This is a genomic window from [Micrococcus luteus] ATCC 49442 (assembly GCF_010367585.1).
In the GTDB taxonomy this organism is placed as follows: Bacteria; Actinomycetota; Actinomycetes; order Actinomycetales; family Micrococcaceae; genus Arthrobacter; species Arthrobacter luteus_A.
The window spans coordinates 4,388,563-4,402,535 of sequence record NZ_JAAAXP010000001.1; the positions used below are offsets into that span (position 1 = coordinate 4,388,563).

14 protein-coding genes are annotated in these 13,973 nt (G+C 64.8%); 7 read left to right on the plus strand and 7 right to left on the minus strand.

Annotated features, from left to right (window positions below; genetic code table 11):
• Window position 1 precedes the first annotated feature (1 nt).
• Both GUV69_RS19965 and GUV69_RS19970 read left to right on the plus strand, forming a co-directional pair.
• On the plus strand, window positions 2-898 hold the full coding sequence (locus tag GUV69_RS19965; RefSeq protein WP_164205570.1) for an LssY C-terminal domain-containing protein: 897 nt from the start codon (window positions 2-4) through the stop codon (window positions 896-898).
• Window positions 899-1,044: 146 nt separating this feature from the next.
• Window positions 1,045-1,275, plus strand: a complete 231-nt coding sequence (locus tag GUV69_RS19970) for a zinc-ribbon domain-containing protein (RefSeq protein WP_164205571.1) — start codon at window positions 1,045-1,047, stop codon at window positions 1,273-1,275.
• Between the two features lie 31 nt (window positions 1,276-1,306).
• Here the strand turns inward: GUV69_RS19970 and GUV69_RS19975 are convergent, their stop codons facing one another.
• From GUV69_RS19975 to GUV69_RS19985, 3 genes are all read right to left on the minus strand, one after another.
• Window positions 1,307-2,347 (minus strand): carboxypeptidase-like regulatory domain-containing protein, encoded by a 1,041-nt coding sequence (locus GUV69_RS19975; RefSeq protein WP_164205573.1) that lies wholly within the window; start codon window positions 2,345-2,347, stop codon window positions 1,307-1,309.
• 485 nt (window positions 2,348-2,832) lie between these two features.
• The gene (locus tag GUV69_RS19980; protein ID WP_164205576.1) at window positions 2,833-3,306 is read right to left on the minus strand and encodes a hypothetical protein; all 474 of its coding nucleotides are present in this window, start codon (window positions 3,304-3,306) and stop codon (window positions 2,833-2,835) included.
• A 305-nt stretch (window positions 3,307-3,611) separates the two neighbouring features.
• On the minus strand, window positions 3,612-4,196 hold the full coding sequence (locus tag GUV69_RS19985) for a carboxymuconolactone decarboxylase family protein (RefSeq protein ID WP_164205578.1): 585 nt from the start codon (window positions 4,194-4,196) through the stop codon (window positions 3,612-3,614).
• Window positions 4,197-4,375: 179 nt separating this feature from the next.
• Here GUV69_RS19985 and GUV69_RS19990 point away from each other — a divergent pair, with 179 nt between their 5' ends.
• The gene (locus GUV69_RS19990; RefSeq protein WP_164205581.1) at window positions 4,376-5,866 is read left to right on the plus strand and encodes an APC family permease; all 1,491 of its coding nucleotides are present in this window, start codon (window positions 4,376-4,378) and stop codon (window positions 5,864-5,866) included.
• A gap of 18 nt (window positions 5,867-5,884) precedes the next feature.
• Here the strand turns inward: GUV69_RS19990 and GUV69_RS19995 are convergent, their stop codons facing one another.
• The gene (locus GUV69_RS19995; RefSeq protein WP_164205584.1) at window positions 5,885-6,793 is read right to left on the minus strand and encodes a phosphatase PAP2 family protein; all 909 of its coding nucleotides are present in this window, start codon (window positions 6,791-6,793) and stop codon (window positions 5,885-5,887) included.
• Window positions 6,794-7,004: 211 nt separating this feature from the next.
• Here GUV69_RS19995 and GUV69_RS20000 point away from each other — a divergent pair, with 211 nt between their 5' ends.
• The 4 genes from GUV69_RS20000 to GUV69_RS20015 are packed head-to-tail and all read left to right on the plus strand — an operon-like array spanning window position 7,005 to window position 11,812.
• Window positions 7,005-8,426 (plus strand): extracellular solute-binding protein, encoded by a 1,422-nt coding sequence (locus GUV69_RS20000; protein ID WP_164205586.1) that lies wholly within the window; start codon window positions 7,005-7,007, stop codon window positions 8,424-8,426.
• Window positions 8,423-9,388, plus strand: a complete 966-nt coding sequence (locus tag GUV69_RS20005) for a carbohydrate ABC transporter permease (protein ID WP_164205588.1) — start codon at window positions 8,423-8,425, stop codon at window positions 9,386-9,388. Before GUV69_RS20000 ends, GUV69_RS20005 begins: the two co-directional genes overlap by 4 nt.
• Window positions 9,389-9,396: 8 nt before the next feature.
• Window positions 9,397-10,281, plus strand: coding sequence for a carbohydrate ABC transporter permease (locus GUV69_RS20010; protein WP_164205590.1), 885 nt, complete (start codon window positions 9,397-9,399; stop codon window positions 10,279-10,281).
• A 28-nt stretch (window positions 10,282-10,309) separates the two neighbouring features.
• Window positions 10,310-11,812, plus strand: coding sequence for a glycoside hydrolase family 32 protein (locus GUV69_RS20015; RefSeq protein ID WP_164205592.1), 1,503 nt, complete (start codon window positions 10,310-10,312; stop codon window positions 11,810-11,812).
• Window positions 11,813-11,837: 25 nt separating this feature from the next.
• Here GUV69_RS20015 and GUV69_RS20020 read toward each other — a convergent pair whose 3' ends face one another.
• From GUV69_RS20020 to GUV69_RS20030, 3 genes are all read right to left on the minus strand, one after another.
• Window positions 11,838-12,929, minus strand: a complete 1,092-nt coding sequence (locus GUV69_RS20020) for a LacI family DNA-binding transcriptional regulator (RefSeq protein ID WP_164205594.1) — start codon at window positions 12,927-12,929, stop codon at window positions 11,838-11,840.
• Window positions 12,930-13,091: 162 nt separating this feature from the next.
• Window positions 13,092-13,595, minus strand: coding sequence for an SRPBCC family protein (locus GUV69_RS20025; RefSeq protein WP_164205596.1), 504 nt, complete (start codon window positions 13,593-13,595; stop codon window positions 13,092-13,094).
• Between the two features lie 14 nt (window positions 13,596-13,609).
• Window positions 13,610-13,960, minus strand: coding sequence for an ArsR/SmtB family transcription factor (locus tag GUV69_RS20030; protein ID WP_164205598.1), 351 nt, complete (start codon window positions 13,958-13,960; stop codon window positions 13,610-13,612).
• Window positions 13,961-13,973 lie beyond the last annotated feature (13 nt).

Genomic DNA, 13,973 nt, shown 5'->3' on the forward strand with positions numbered 1-13,973 from the left:
GGTGACATCGGGGAATGCTGACCACCCTCTCCCGGCTGAACCGGACCATTCCCGGGCACAGGACTCCCAGGAGCGTAGACAGAGCCGCTGGGCAACGGTTCTCGCCGTGCTGCAGCGGCTGTTCTATGGGTTCATTACCGTGGCAGTGGGCTGGGCTGTGTATTACTTCCTGCTTGCCAGGCTTTCCCGTGGACCGTCGCAGGCCTGGGTGTTCATTCCGGTCTGGCTGATCCTGGCTTACGCACTGCTTCCCCGGATACACAAGATCCTGAGCAGCCTCTACATTCCGGACTACTTCATAGGCCGCGCCCGCACCGGCGACGGTGTCCTCGGCGACCCCGTCAACCTCGCAGTGGTTGGCCCCGAAGCTGAACTGCGGCATGCGATGTTCAAGGCCGGCTGGGTGGAGGCCGATGCCCTCACCCCGGCGACCGCCTGGAGGACCCTCACGTCAACGATCCGGGGCCGCAGTTATCCGAGGGCACCGGTCAGTTCCCTGTACGTCTTCGGGAACAGGCAGAACCTGGCCTTTCAGCGCGAGATCGACGGGAATCCCCGGAAGCGGCACCACGTCCGGTTTTGGCAGTGCGCCGACGGCTGGAGGCTGCCCGGCGGCATCCCCGTCGACTGGGTGGGCGCGGGCACCTACGACAGAAGCGTGGGCTTGTCCCTGTTCACCTTCCAAATCACGCACAAGATCGCCGACCGCACCGACGAAGAACGCGATTTCATCATTGAGACGCTGCGTGCGGCCAACGCGGTGGAATCCGTGCACGTCATCCGCAACTTCTCCACCGGCTACCACCACCGCAACGGGGGAGGGGACTCCATCCGCACGGACGGTCACTTGCCTATCATCGACCTCCATACCCCGGAAACCAGCAGCGAGTCCCTCTGATGGGCCGTTGAAGCACGACTAAATACTAAGGCCACTTCCTATTTACGCGGTACGCTCGACTAGTCCGCCGCGCTTTTACCAATTGCCCAGGACCTCGTGGAGTCTTTGGCATCTTCGGGCTGCCGGCATCCTTGAAAGGGAACCTCATGCTTCTTATTTTCGGCCTCAAGACCGTAGTCCGCGCTTTGCCGGGCCGGCCGGCCACCTGCACGAACTGCGGCCAGTTCGTGCAGCACTACCTCGACGAGCACGCCCGGAAGTTCACGTTGTTCTTCATTCCCGTGCTGACCACGTCCCGGCGCTACCAGATCACCTGTTCGAATTGCGGCCGGGTTTCCTCGATCAGTGCCCGGGAGCGGAAGGCGCTGAAGGTGTAGGGACGCCATGTGGCGGTGGCGGGCTGACGCCTCAGCGGAATTTGAACGTTGCGCTGTCTTTCGGTGGTAAATCCGTGCTGGTGGCAGTCAACCGGCAATCGTCCTGCTGTCCGTTGTGTATCAGCCCAATGAAAGTAGCCACTCCGTGAACCGAAGAGACGGTTTGCGGCGTGCCGCTGATACTGCACTTCGCTGCCCCCGTCTGGACAATGGTAGTAATCGTCGGCGCGTCCACTGCGTTACCGAAGACATCGAGAACGCTGACAGTCACGATGAAGTGGACGTTCTTCGGAAGGACTCCGTCGAAGCCAATTTTGCCGAACTCGAGTTTGGACGCCTGCGCCGGCAGGATCTGCACTGGAACGGGCAACGGTGTTCCAATGCCGGAGACCGTGAACGGCGTGGTGCCTGCAGTCTTGGCGCCGTAGTAAAACAATGCTGACGACGATCCGGCCGGAATGCTCACGGACGTGATGCCTGGCCCCATGACCGTCTCTGCGAAGACCCCGTTTGCGGAAGTGTCTGAGGCCAAATTGATGCTCGTCGCTGTTCCAACTGCAGGATTCCCAAATTGGTCGCGGCGTTCCACTGTCACTGGCCCAAGGTTGGCTGTGGCGGATGCGACTCCCGACACCGGCGTGGGCGTCCTTACCACCAACTGTGTGGCTGCTGCCGGAGTGACAGTAAAGGAGCGGCTTACTGTTCCCGCAAAGCCTGGGCTTGAGACCGTCAACGTATATGTTCCGGCCTTTGTGATGATCAGATCATTGAACGTGGCTGTGCCTGTCCATTTGGTATCAACTCTTGTTGGCCCTGAGAGCGATCCACCGCCAGGGCTGGCACCGATGGCTACGGTCACGGGAATGTCGCCAAGTAGCAACGGGAACTCCCATAAGGTGCGCAGCTGGACAGTTAGCGAGAACTTCGCACCTGCCATTACCGAGGCTGAGGGTTGCGAACTGATGTACAGGTCCCGACGGCTGGATACAGTCACACTGTTACTCGGCTGGGCCGCGGCGGTCCACGACCGATAAACAGCCGTTACCTGGTATTTGTGATCGCCCTCGGGCACAGAGATGTCTGTACAGCCGGTCCCCGTGATGGGCGCGGCCAGGCTCGAGCCGCACGCAGGCACGCTGCCATAGCCAGTGATACGGGTAACCACATAGCCTGTCGGAACGACGTGCCCCACGGACTTTGTCCAACCGACAGCTACATCGGAGTCGCTGCGTGCCGGAACCGAGACGTTCGTTGGCGGGGCGAGCGTCCCTACTGTCGCCGTCGTACTTCCGTTTCCCGTTGCGCTCCAATGTGCAGATGCCGGCAACGCCTGAAAAACAGTGGTTACGGACAGGATGATGCCCAGGATGGCTGCCTGCGCACTGCGACGAAACAACACCAGCTCCCGTCGAGGCCGGGAGAGACCCGCGAGGGAGCTGGTGTTGCCGAACATGTGAGCCTTTCAGGCGTTGGCCTCAACGCTGGGTGAACTTAGTCAGGTCACCAGCGGGCGACGAAACTGACCGTCTGGGCAAGAAGGCTTAGGCCTGTTCCCCTTCAGCTAACTGAGAGGTAGAGGGGAACGGGTACGTCCTTGCAGGCATCCTGGTTGTAATCCCCGTTGACCATTTGGATGGTCACAGTGCCTTTAACGTTCTTGCCGCCCTCGATTTGAGTGACGTTGTCGACGGTTGCTGCAACCGAGAAATCATCTTTTGAGCAGCCGGTGATGGCCGTCCACGGAGAGCCGTCGGAGTTCGCGACTTTTACGACGACATTGTTCAGCTTTTGCACGCCTTTTCCGGGATTCGTCACAGCAATCTCTGCCGACTGCCCGGGCCCGCCCGGGGTGAGGACGCCGCCGGCAAGGGAGGTGACCTCAACAGTGAGCGCCGATTCGGTACCCGACTTGACCGCGGTGCTAGTGGTCCCCGCACCAGTCCAGTATGCGAAAGCTGCCCCGCCGCCGATGACCAGCATTGCCGCGGTGGTGACGATGATGCGCTTTTTACGGCCGGTTGTCTTGCCCATATGAGACCCCTAAGAAATTGTGCGGTTTTCGCAGATCATGTGAGCCCCAGCGGCTCCGTTAGGAACTACTTTCCCCGACGAATCTCAACTTACTGCCGGGTAATCGATCAAGAAATTCTCAAGGATTTTCGACGTTTCCGCAGGTCAGTAGCTTATCCAGCATCCATTTGATGGGCTGACAAGCGTGCCGATAGGTGCTCGGCACCCGCAGACGTATCGCACCCTGGTGGGGGATGCGGGCTGGTCCGTGAAGGCTTACCGGGACTGGCTGGTGCGCTCGCTAAGTGCGGCTCTGGCGTAGGCGGCTACTCCGGGCTGGGGGCAGAGAGCGGTGCCAGCAGCGCTGCCTGTAGTTCCGGGCTCAGGCCCGGCGGCACGTCGACGTCGACGGCCAGGGCAAGGACCGCGCGGCTCAGGAAGTTGCGCGCCGCCGCAGTCAGCGTGATGTCCACGATCTCGCGGTCCGTGAAGCCGTGGCCGCGGAGCGCCAGGGTGTCGGCGTCGGTCATGGCGGTGGCATCCCTGCTGAGTTTCTCCGCGTACTCCATCATGGCCACTTCCGCGGGAGTCAGCCCCGCGGTCCGGTAGTCCCGGGCCAGTGCAGCGACCGCGTACTCAGGAAACAGTTTCAGCGACTTGGCCCCGTGGGCAAGCAGGCAGTGTGTTGAGCCGATGGCCCGGGCGGCCGCGAGGGTGACAAGCTCGTACCGGCGAAGATCCATCGAACCCCTGATGGCACCAAGCATGGCATCCCACGCCTGGAAGGCCTCGGGAGCGATGGCCATGGCCTTCGTCTGCGGGGTGACGTAACCGAGCGAGGCGATGTCGTCGTCGTAAATTTCCGCCACTACCCCTGTTGCTTCCGATTCCGGTGTGGTCTTCAGGATCATGGCATCCCCGATCGTGCTCGTGAGGCGTTGATGTGCCCATTGTGACCCCGGCCAAAAAGCCCTCGCAAGAGGCAGATGCGCCGCCGGGCGGGGTTACGGTCCGAATATGTTGCCAACGGGGCCCGAAAGGATCACAGTGAACTAAGTCACATCGATGTATTGAGTGTGGAGGTCCTGCCATGAGCGCCACTTCAGATCAAGTGTTCGACGTAACTCCCGAAGGTGACAAGCACGAGCTCAAACGGGTCATGGGGCCCAAGCTCCTGCTTTTGTTTATTGTGGGCGACATTCTGGGCGCCGGCGTCTACGCGGTCACCGGGACCATGGCAGGGACAGTGGGCGGCATCGTCTGGCTGCCGTTCCTGCTGGCCTTCGTGGTGGCGACGCTGACCGCCTTCTCCTACCTGGAGCTGGTCACCCAGTACCCGCAGGCGGCGGGCGCGGCGCTCTACACGCACAAGGCGTTCGGCATCCACTTCGTCACGTTCCTGGTGGCTTTTGCCGTGGTCTGCTCCGGCATCACCAGCGCGTCCACCTCGGCGAACGTCCTGGCACAGAACTTCTTCGGCGGCCTGAACATCAACGGCTGGATGGCGGTGCCCGACCAGGGTGTCATCACTGCCGTCGCCATGGGGTTCATGATCCTGCTGGCCGTCATCAACCTCCGCGGCGTGGGCGAGAGCGTGAAGTTCAACGTGATGCTGACAATCGTCGAGATGACGGCGCTGTGCATTGTGATCGGCGTCGGCTTCTACGTCATGGCCCAGGGCACCGGCAACCCCGGCGAAATCTTTGTGTTCAACGACTACCAGGACAAGGGGCTGTTCCTGGCTGTCACCGCGGCGACGTCGATTGCTTTCTTCGCCATGGTGGGTTTCGAGGACTCCGTAAATATGGTGGAGGAGACCCAGAACCCCGAGAAAATCTTCCCGCGGACCATGCTGACAGGCCTGGGCATCGCCGTGATCCTCTACATGTTGGTGGCCGTCTCCGTGGTCAGCGTCCTCTCGCCCACCGAGCTGGAGAACATCAGGGAAGCCGAAGGTGCAGCGCTCCTTGAAGTGGTGCATAAGGGCTCGCCGGACTTCCCCATTGACAAGATCTTCCCGTTCCTGGCCGTCTTTGCCGTGGCCAACACCGCCCTGATTAACATGCTGATGGCCAGCCGCCTGATTTACGGGATGGCACGCCAGAACGTCCTGCCCCGTCCCCTCGGCAAAGTGCTGCCGACCCGGCGCACTCCGTGGGCCGGCATCCTGTTCTCCACCGTCCTGGCGCTGGGCCTGATCTGGTACGTCACCAGCGACCCCAAGAGCAACGTGGTGGCCAACCTCTCCGGCACCACGGCGTTCCTGCTGCTGCTCGTATTCACCGTTGTGAACATCACCTGCGTGGTCCTGCGCCGCAAGCGGGATCCCAACCGGAAGGTGTTCTTCACCTCGCCGGGCCAGCTGCCGCTGGTGGCGGCGCTGCTGTGCGCTTTCCTCGCCGGACCGTGGGTGGGCCGCAACATCATCCAGTACCAGATCGCCGGGGGACTCATGGCGATCGGCGTGGTGCTGTGGTTCATCACCTGGCTCATCAACAAGCGGACCAATACCCCGGAAGGCGAACCCGTGGGCATGCAGAACGTGGGCAAGGACGAGGGACTGCCGCCAATGGGCCACTAAGCCCCGCGGCCGGTGCGGTTAGCGCCCTGGTGCGTCCCGCCGTCGTGCGGCGTAGGCAAACAGTGACGTAGTGGCCACCGTGGCCAGGTACCCTGCGATCACAATCAGCGCGATCCCGGCCCAGAAATAGTTGGTGGTGCTGCCCTCCTGGAGGGGGCCCGGCGCGATCCTGGCGAGTGAATACACCGCGACGGCGGCCGACGCCAGCCCGATCAGCACCGGAAGCTTGAGCCAGATTTTGGCCGAGCCGGGATGCCTGCCGAAGCCGTCCCACACGTTCCACGCCGACCCCTGCCGCATGATCAGCCAGCCGGCGGGGATCATAAACGCGCCCACCAGGAGGAACGCCGCCACAACGTCGGCCGGGCGGTGCCACTGGTTGATCAGCGTGGACACTCCCGAGGCGATGGCGAACGTGCCGCCCACAAAACCGGCCAGCGGACGCCACCGGGGCGAGGACATCAGGAACACCGCAGCCGCAGCCGACGCCGCCAGCGTGGTGTGCCCGGACGGCAGCGAATTCAGCTCCAGCGTCACCACGCCCTTGTCCGGCCGCGCGGGCAGGATGTCCTTAAGGACCTGGGTGGCAACATTCGCGCAGATGCATGCCGTGAGGGCGATTCCCGCAGCCGACCACCGCTGCCGGATCACGGTCACAAAGAGCACCACGACGGCGGCCATCACCAGGGAGACGGTGGGCAGCCAGTCCAGGAACTCGGTGGCCGCCTTGCCCGCGGGCCCGTGGATGTCCACGGCTTCCACCAGCGCCGACTCGTCGATGAACTGGCCCGTGGTGGTCTGGACGAAGTAGTAATAGGTGGCGATCAGCCCCACGACGCAGGCGAGCCAGGCGAAGGAAAACATAAACCCGGAGCCCGGGGCAGGGCGAACGGGAGTCCTGGTGCGCGCGGGCGGTGAAAGCGTCATCAGTTAAGGGTGTCACAAAATCCTGTGAGGCAGTCTCACCCCACCGGGTAACTCTCACCCAACTAGGTAGCGCTAACTGTCGTTATGGAGGCTCAAAACGACAGTTAGCGCTACCTACTTGGGCGAGGGGGCCGGACTTCCTCCTGTGACGCTTGACACGTGTTAGGTCCACCATCTAAGCTTCCTAACACGTGTTAGGAAGGAAATTGACATGACCGGTGCCACAAATGGCCGCCTGCGTGAGATCTCTCGCCGGACCGCCCTGGGTGCCCTGGGAGCAGGAATTTTGGGAGCAACCGTGGCGTCGTGGCCACGGCTCTCCGGATCCGACATTCCCGGGCGGGGCGACAACAGCCTCAGCATTGCCATCATGGGAACAGCCGCCGATGCCGCCGCACGCCAGCGTGCCATCGACGCCTTCACCCGCCTGCACCCGGACATCCGGGTCAAGGTCCAGGCCATCCAGGCCGTGGACTGGAAAGACTTCTTCACCAAGATCCTCACCATGGTTGCCGCGGGCACCCCGCCGGATGTGGTCTACGTTGCCACCGAAGGCGCGCAGCTCTTCGCGGACAAGCTGGCCCACCCGCTGGACGAGTACCTGCGCCGCGACGCCGCGGACATGGCCGAGTTCTTCGATGACGTCCACCCCAGTCTGGTGGAGGCCTTTATGTACAAGGGCAGCCTGTTCCAGCTGCCCATGGACTGGAATGCCGCCAACATGTACTACAACACCACCGCCTTTTCGCAGGCAGGCCTGGAGCGTCCGGCGGACGACTGGACCCACCTGGACTTCCGCAGCAACCTCGCCGCCATGCGGAAGGCCCGCCCGTCCGATTTCACCCCCTACTACTGGACCAACCGGCTCTTCGGCGGTGTGGTGCCCTGGCTTTACGCCAACGACACCAGCTTCCTCAAAGAGACCCGGTCCACCGGCGGGGACTGGCTGTGGGACTCCTTCTACGCCAAGGACCCCTCCCGCAGCCTGCGCTCCGGCGGCTACCAGTGGCTGGAACCCAACGCCGACGATCCGCGCGTGTTCGAGACCTTCGACTACCTCCGCGGCCTGGTCAAGGACGGCCTCGGCGTCCGGCCCGAGGAGGGCGGCGGCAGTTCCCTGGTGGGGCTCTTCGCCTCCAACCGGATCGGCACCACCCCGGCCGGCGGCTACTGGGTCCAGGGCCTGCACGAGGCCGGCATGAAGGAGAACGACTACGACGTGGCGTTCTTCCCCAAGTGGCGGAGCCAGCGGCACCAGTTCGGCACGGCTGGCTACGCCATCATGAAGACGGCCAAGGACAAGGACGCCGCCTGGGAATGGATCAAGTTCAGCGCCAGCCGCGAGGCCATGGAACTGATCTTCCCCAACCCGATCACCACCCCGGCCCGCCGCTCCATGGTCAACGAAGCCCTCTACGCCGGCAAGGGCCCGGCCCACTGGAAGGTCTTCTACGACACGCTGGACAAGTACCCCACCACCGGCCCCATCCCGGCACCGCCCCAGCAGGCCGCCGTCGAAACGGCCCTGATGAAAAACGTTTCGCTGGCCGTCAGCGGCGATGAGCGCCAGTTGAAGCAGGCCCTCGAGTCCATGCAGCGCGACCTTGAACTCGCCCTGAGGAGGCAGTCATGAGCACCACCACCCCTCGCCGGGAGCGGGCGAACCAGCGCGCCAAGACACCGGGAACACCCGGGTCGCAACCCGGTCACGCCGCGTCCGGCCGGCACAGCCAGCGCTGGCTTGCCTGGATCTTCCTGGCCCCCACCATCCTGGGCATGGGCCTGTTCACCCTGGTGCCCATTGTGGCTTCGGTGGTCCTGGCGTTCTTCCGCTGGGACATTATCTCGGCCCCCACGTTCGTTGGCTTCGATAACTTCGCCGAAGTGGTCCAGGACCCCACGGTCCGGGTCTCGTTCCTGAACACCATCGTGTTTGTGATTGTGGCGGTGTCCCTCCAGCTCGGCCTCGCCCTGGCGCTCGCCGTGATGGTGCAGGAGAAGATGCCGGCCTGGCTGCGGGCCTTCTTCCGCTCGGCGTTTTTCTTCCCGCTGATCCTCTCCGCCGCCTCGGTGTCCATCTTTATGCGGTACCTCTTCAACGAGCAGTTCGGCGTGGTCAACTGGTTCCTGTCCCTCGCGGGCATCCCCGCGGTGCCGTGGCTTACCACCCCCGGCGGGTCCGCCGCCGTCGTAATTTTGGTTTACGTGTGGCAGAACTTCGGGTTCTCGTTCCTGCTGTTCATCGGCGGGCTGGCGTCCATTCCCGCGGAGACCTACGAGGCGGCCTCCTTGGACGGCGCCACCGGCTGGCGCAAGCACGTCTACGTCACCCTGCCGCTGCTCAGCCCCACCACCCTGCTGGCATCGGTGATGGCCATCATCAGCGCGCTGCAGGTGTTCGACCAGCCGTACGTCCTGACCCGCGGCGGCCCCGGCGACTCCACCCGGACAGCCGTGATGGTGATCTTCGAATCAGCCTTCCAGCGGCTTGAATTCGGCCAGGCCTCGGCCATCGGCGTGATCCTCACCCTCATCATCATGGCCATCACGGCCGCGCAGTTCCGGCTCAGCAAACGATTCGTCTTCTACCAGTAAGGCCAGCCATGTCTATCACTACAGAGCGTGTCTCCACCGGCACGGCCCCGGCCGTGCCTGCCCGCCCCCGGCGGAAGCTGAACTGGAACCTGGTCCTCCGCATCGTCCTGCTGATGATCGCCGCCGTCCTGACCCTGGGGCCGGTGATGTGGACCCTGTCCACGTCGCTGCGGTCGCCGTCGGAATCGTTCAAGCTGCCGCCGTCGTTCTTCCCCTGGAACCCGGACTTCACCTCCTACGCCCAGGTCTTCCAGCAGCTGGACATCGTCCTTCTGGTGCTGAACAGTGCCCTGGTCACCGGGCTCATCGCCGTCGGCCAGATGATCACCGCCGCGATGGCAGGCTACGCCTTCGCCAACCTGAAGTTCCGCGGCCGCGGCGCCCTGTTCTCCATCGTGCTGGCCACCATGATGGTGCCGGTGCAGGTGACCATCGTGCCGGTGTTTATGCTGATCCGCGGCATGGGCCTCTCGGACACCCTGCTGGCACTGATCCTGCCGGCCATCCCGACGGCGTTCGGCACCTTCCTGATGCGGCAGTACTTCCTGGGGCTGCCGGCCGACCTCGCTGAAGCGGCGTCGATCGACGGCGCCACACCCTGGCGGACCTTCCGTTCGGTCTACGCGCCGCTGGCCGTGCCGGGCATGGCGATTGTGGGCATCCTGGCCTTCAATTTCCACTGGAACGAGTTCTTCCGGCCCCTCATCATGACCATCTCGGAACAGAACTTCACCCTCCCGCTGGGCCTCGTTTCGCTCCAGGGCAACCTGGGCACCGGCAGTATCTCCGTGGTGCTGGCCGGCGTGGTCCTGTCCATGATTCCCGCGCTGGTGGTCTTTATCTTCGGCCAGCGCGCGCTGCAGGACGGCCTCACCGCCGGCAGCGGCAAGTAACCCTTACCCTTCTGAAAGGCCAACCTCCATGTCATCCCCGGATCTTGCCGCCGCCGACTTCGCCCGCCTGGCCGCGGCCCACCCGGACCCCGCGTTCCCGCACTTCCACCCGCGCCCCGCCCAGGGCTGGATCAACGACCCCAACGGCGTCAGCCACATCAACGGCCGCTATCACGTCTTCTTCCAGTACAACCCCGAGTCCGCCCGCCACCACAAGATCGCGTGGGGCCACGTCAGCTCCGCCGACCTGGTGCGGTGGGAGGAACACCCTGTCGCGCTGCGCCCGCAGGACGGCGGTCCGGACGAGTACGGCTGCTGGACCGGTGTGGTGACGGACGACGGCGGTGTCCCCACCGCTGCGTACTCCGGTGTCCGCGGCGACGGCGGGCACTCCCAGGTGGTCATCTCCCGCGGTTCCGCGGACCTGGTGTCCTGGAACCAGGACGGGCACGTTGCTGCGTCCATGCCGTCCGATCCGCAGGTGACGGCGGTCCGTGACCCTTTCATCTTCCGGTTCAACGGCAAGCGCTACGCCATGCAGGGCGCCGGCCTGGCCTCCGGCCACGCGGCACTCCTGCTGTACACGGTGGAGGATCTGGCCGACTGGAAGTACCAGGGCATCTGGCTCACGTCCGAAAACCCGGTTGCTTCAGCCCACACGCCGGCCGAGATCTGGGAGTGCCCGCAGCTGGTGCACGTGCCGGCTTCCGGTTCCGCATCCGGCTCTCCGGAGGACGCCTGGGTGATGATGTTTTCGCTCTGGCTCTCCGGTGACCACCACGAGCACGCCAACGGCGTGGGCCACCTCATCGGCAGTCTGGCCGAGGACCCCGCCACCGGCCTGCCCGTATTCTCCCCGGAGACCGGCGGAAAATCGGACCTGGGCCGCGATTTCTACGCGCCGCAGATTGTGCAGCTGCAGGACGGCTCTGCTGAAGATGCCGCGAATGCGGGTGACGCCGGTGCCGTTGCCGGCGGTGCCGGTGCCGGTGCGGGTGAGCCGAAGGCGCTGCTGTGGGGCTGGGCCAACGAAGGGCCCGGCCGGGACGGCCGCCGCGGCCGCACCCAGGATGAGATCGACGCCGCGGGCTGGGCCGGTGTGCTCACGCATCCGCGCCTGCTGTCCGTGGTGGACGGTTCCCTGGCCGTTGCACCCGCGCCGGAAGTGGATGCCTACCGCGGCACGCAACTGGCCTCTCGGGCGACCGGGAGCGTTGAGCTCCCGGCCTATGCCGAAGCTGTGGTGACCGCCCCCGCCGGTGGGCCGGGCGCGCTGGCCGGGGACGCCGTCGTCGAACTTTCCCTGGTGGGAGACGGCGCAGCGGATTCCTCACCGCAGGTGGTGTTCAGTGGCGCGCTGGCGGCGGGGGAGGAGCTGCGGGTGTTTGTGGACGCTTCTCTTGTGGAGGTGTACCGGAGCGGGTCGGTGGCCACCACGCTGCGGGCCTACCCGGCGCCCGGCGAGCGGTGGGTGCTGCGGCTTCCCGATGGTGCAGCCGCTGACGCCTGGCAGCTGGAGCAGCCGAAGTAGCTTCCCCTGGTCCCCGCCGGCTGGATCAGATCCGGCCGGCGGGTACCGGGCCCGTTGATTCACGCACCACCAGGCGGCACGGGACCAGCGTCTGCTGTGCACCGCCCACGGCGAGTCCGCCCGCTGTGGAGGCGCCGCCGTCGTGATCCTCCGGTGCCTCAGAGAGTTCCCCGAGGAGCCCTGTCATGGCGGCGGCACCCATCTCGCGCAGGGGCAGGGCCATGGTGGTGAGGGCCGGGACCATGGTGGAGGCGATGCGGAATTCGTCGTCGTAGCCCATGACGGAGAGGTCCTGGGGGATGGCCAGGCCCAGCCGGTTGGCCGCGAGCACCACGCCGATGGCCAGGCGGTCGTTCGCGCACACAATCGCGGTGGGCCGCTCCGCTGCGGCAACCCCGTCCAGAAGCTTCATGGCACCGTGGAACCCGGCGTCGATGTCCCAGCCAGCCTCAAGGATCCGGCCCGGGAGCACCGGCAATCCGGCGGCCTCGAAGGCGTCCCGGTGGCCCTGGATGCGTCGCGGGGCAGCAGGCGTGAGGTTGTCGCCGGCGAGGAACGCGATGTCCCGGTGGCCAAGCTCCAGCAGATGCGTCGCCGCCTCCCGGCCGCCCCGGACCTCATCCGGAATCACAGCGGGAACGCCGGCCTCCGGACGGTCATCAAAACAGTTGGCCAGCACAGCCGGTACGCGCAGCATGTTGAGCGGGACGTGCAGGGGCCGCAGGCCCACGGTGACGTACATCAGCCCGTCCACCTGGCGGTCCAGCAGCGTGGCCACGGCACTTTCGTCCCGCGTCTCGTCAAGCTCCGTATCCATCACCACGGTGACAAAGCCCTGGGACCTGGCCACGGCGTCCGCACCGGCGATGATGTTGCCGTCGAACGGGCTGGTGACCACCTGGTCCGAGACGATGCCGATGATCCTGGAGCGGCGGTTCCGCAGGCTCACCGCGATGGCGTTGGGCGTGTAGTTCAGCGTGGCCGCCGCTTCGCGGATCCGCACTTGGCTCTCCTGGGCCACATTGCCGTCGCCGCGGCCGTTCAGGACCAGCGACACCGCGCTGCGGGACACCCCGGCGAGCTTGGCGACGTCCAGTGCTGTGGCTTTGCGGTTCATGCGTATCCTCCGGCGTGCGGTGTTTCCTGCAGTCTACCTAACGCGTGTGAGGTGGGCGTACCGGCGGACTCGTCGTTTCATTCCCCAAGTAGGTAGCGCTATCTGTCGTTATGAGCGCTCAGAACGACAGATAGCGCTACCTACTTGGGCCGGAAGGGTGCGTCAGGTGAGGGACGCAGCCAGCTCCTCGATGATCTCGAACTGCTCGCGTACGCCGCCCTCCATGCCGGACTGCGCAATCATGTCCCGGACTTCCTTGCTGCCCGCATCGGTGCGGATGCTGACTAAGGTGGCGCCGCCGTCGTGCGCGTCCTCGAACGTGACGGTGTTGAGCACTGCGCCGTCTTCGCTGTCCGGTGCGGAGCCCGGCATTTCCATGATCTCGGTGTGCACAATCCGCTCGTTGGGCACGATCTCGCGGTACGTGCCGTGGAAGGCCACCTCGAACGCGCCGTGCGCCGTCATGACATACCGCCACGCGCCACCCACCCGGAAGTCCATGTCCGCTACTGTCATCTCGCCCCGCCGGCCCGGCCACCACTTCCTGACGAGCTCCGGTGTGGTCCAGGCCTGGTACACGAGGTGCCGCGGCGCGTTGACGGTGCGGGTGATCAGGATTTCCGTGTCGCTGGGGAACGTCACGTCCATGGTGTTTGTCTGTGCCATTGCCGTACTCCTTTTCAGTGCCCGTGTTCTTTCTTGTCTTCTTCTCTGAGGTCATCCAGCACGTCCTCGAGGAGGTCGAACCGTTCCTCCCAGAGGTGCTGGTAGGTGGCAACCCAGTCGTGGATGGGTTTGAGCGCCTGCGGATTCAGCCGGTACATGCGTTGCCGGCCTGCATCGCGCACGACGACGGCGCCCACCTCGCGCAGCACCCTCAAGTGCCGTGATACGTGCGGCTGCGCCAGGCCGAGGAGGTCAACCAGCTCACCGACCGGGCGCTCTCCGTGGGTGAGTGCATCCAGGATTTCGCGGCGACGGGGCTCCGCCACCGCGTTGAACGCATCTGCCGTTGTTGCTGCCCGTGCCATGCTCGAATTGTAT

Excerpts from the sequence above, each read along its gene's own strand:
- GUV69_RS19970 (WP_164205571.1), top strand. The coding sequence starts at position 1,045 with ATGCTTCTTATTTTCGGCCTCAAGACCGTAGTCCGCGCTTTGCCGGGC.
- GUV69_RS19980 (WP_164205576.1), bottom strand. The coding sequence starts at position 3,306 with ATGGGCAAGACAACCGGCCGTAAAAAGCGCATCATCGTCACCACCGCG.
- GUV69_RS19985 (WP_164205578.1), bottom strand. The coding sequence starts at position 4,196 with ATGATCCTGAAGACCACACCGGAATCGGAAGCAACAGGGGTAGTGGCG.
- GUV69_RS19990 (WP_164205581.1), top strand. The coding sequence starts at position 4,376 with ATGAGCGCCACTTCAGATCAAGTGTTCGACGTAACTCCCGAAGGTGAC.
- GUV69_RS19995 (WP_164205584.1), bottom strand. The coding sequence starts at position 6,793 with ATGACGCTTTCACCGCCCGCGCGCACCAGGACTCCCGTTCGCCCTGCC.
- GUV69_RS20000 (WP_164205586.1), top strand. The coding sequence starts at position 7,005 with ATGACCGGTGCCACAAATGGCCGCCTGCGTGAGATCTCTCGCCGGACC.
- GUV69_RS20005 (WP_164205588.1), top strand. The coding sequence starts at position 8,423 with ATGAGCACCACCACCCCTCGCCGGGAGCGGGCGAACCAGCGCGCCAAG.
- GUV69_RS20010 (WP_164205590.1), top strand. The coding sequence starts at position 9,397 with ATGTCTATCACTACAGAGCGTGTCTCCACCGGCACGGCCCCGGCCGTG.
- GUV69_RS20015 (WP_164205592.1), top strand. The coding sequence starts at position 10,310 with ATGTCATCCCCGGATCTTGCCGCCGCCGACTTCGCCCGCCTGGCCGCG.
- GUV69_RS20020 (WP_164205594.1), bottom strand. The coding sequence starts at position 12,929 with ATGAACCGCAAAGCCACAGCACTGGACGTCGCCAAGCTCGCCGGGGTG.
- GUV69_RS20025 (WP_164205596.1), bottom strand. The coding sequence starts at position 13,595 with ATGGCACAGACAAACACCATGGACGTGACGTTCCCCAGCGACACGGAA.
- GUV69_RS20030 (WP_164205598.1), bottom strand. The coding sequence starts at position 13,960 with ATGGCACGGGCAGCAACAACGGCAGATGCGTTCAACGCGGTGGCGGAG.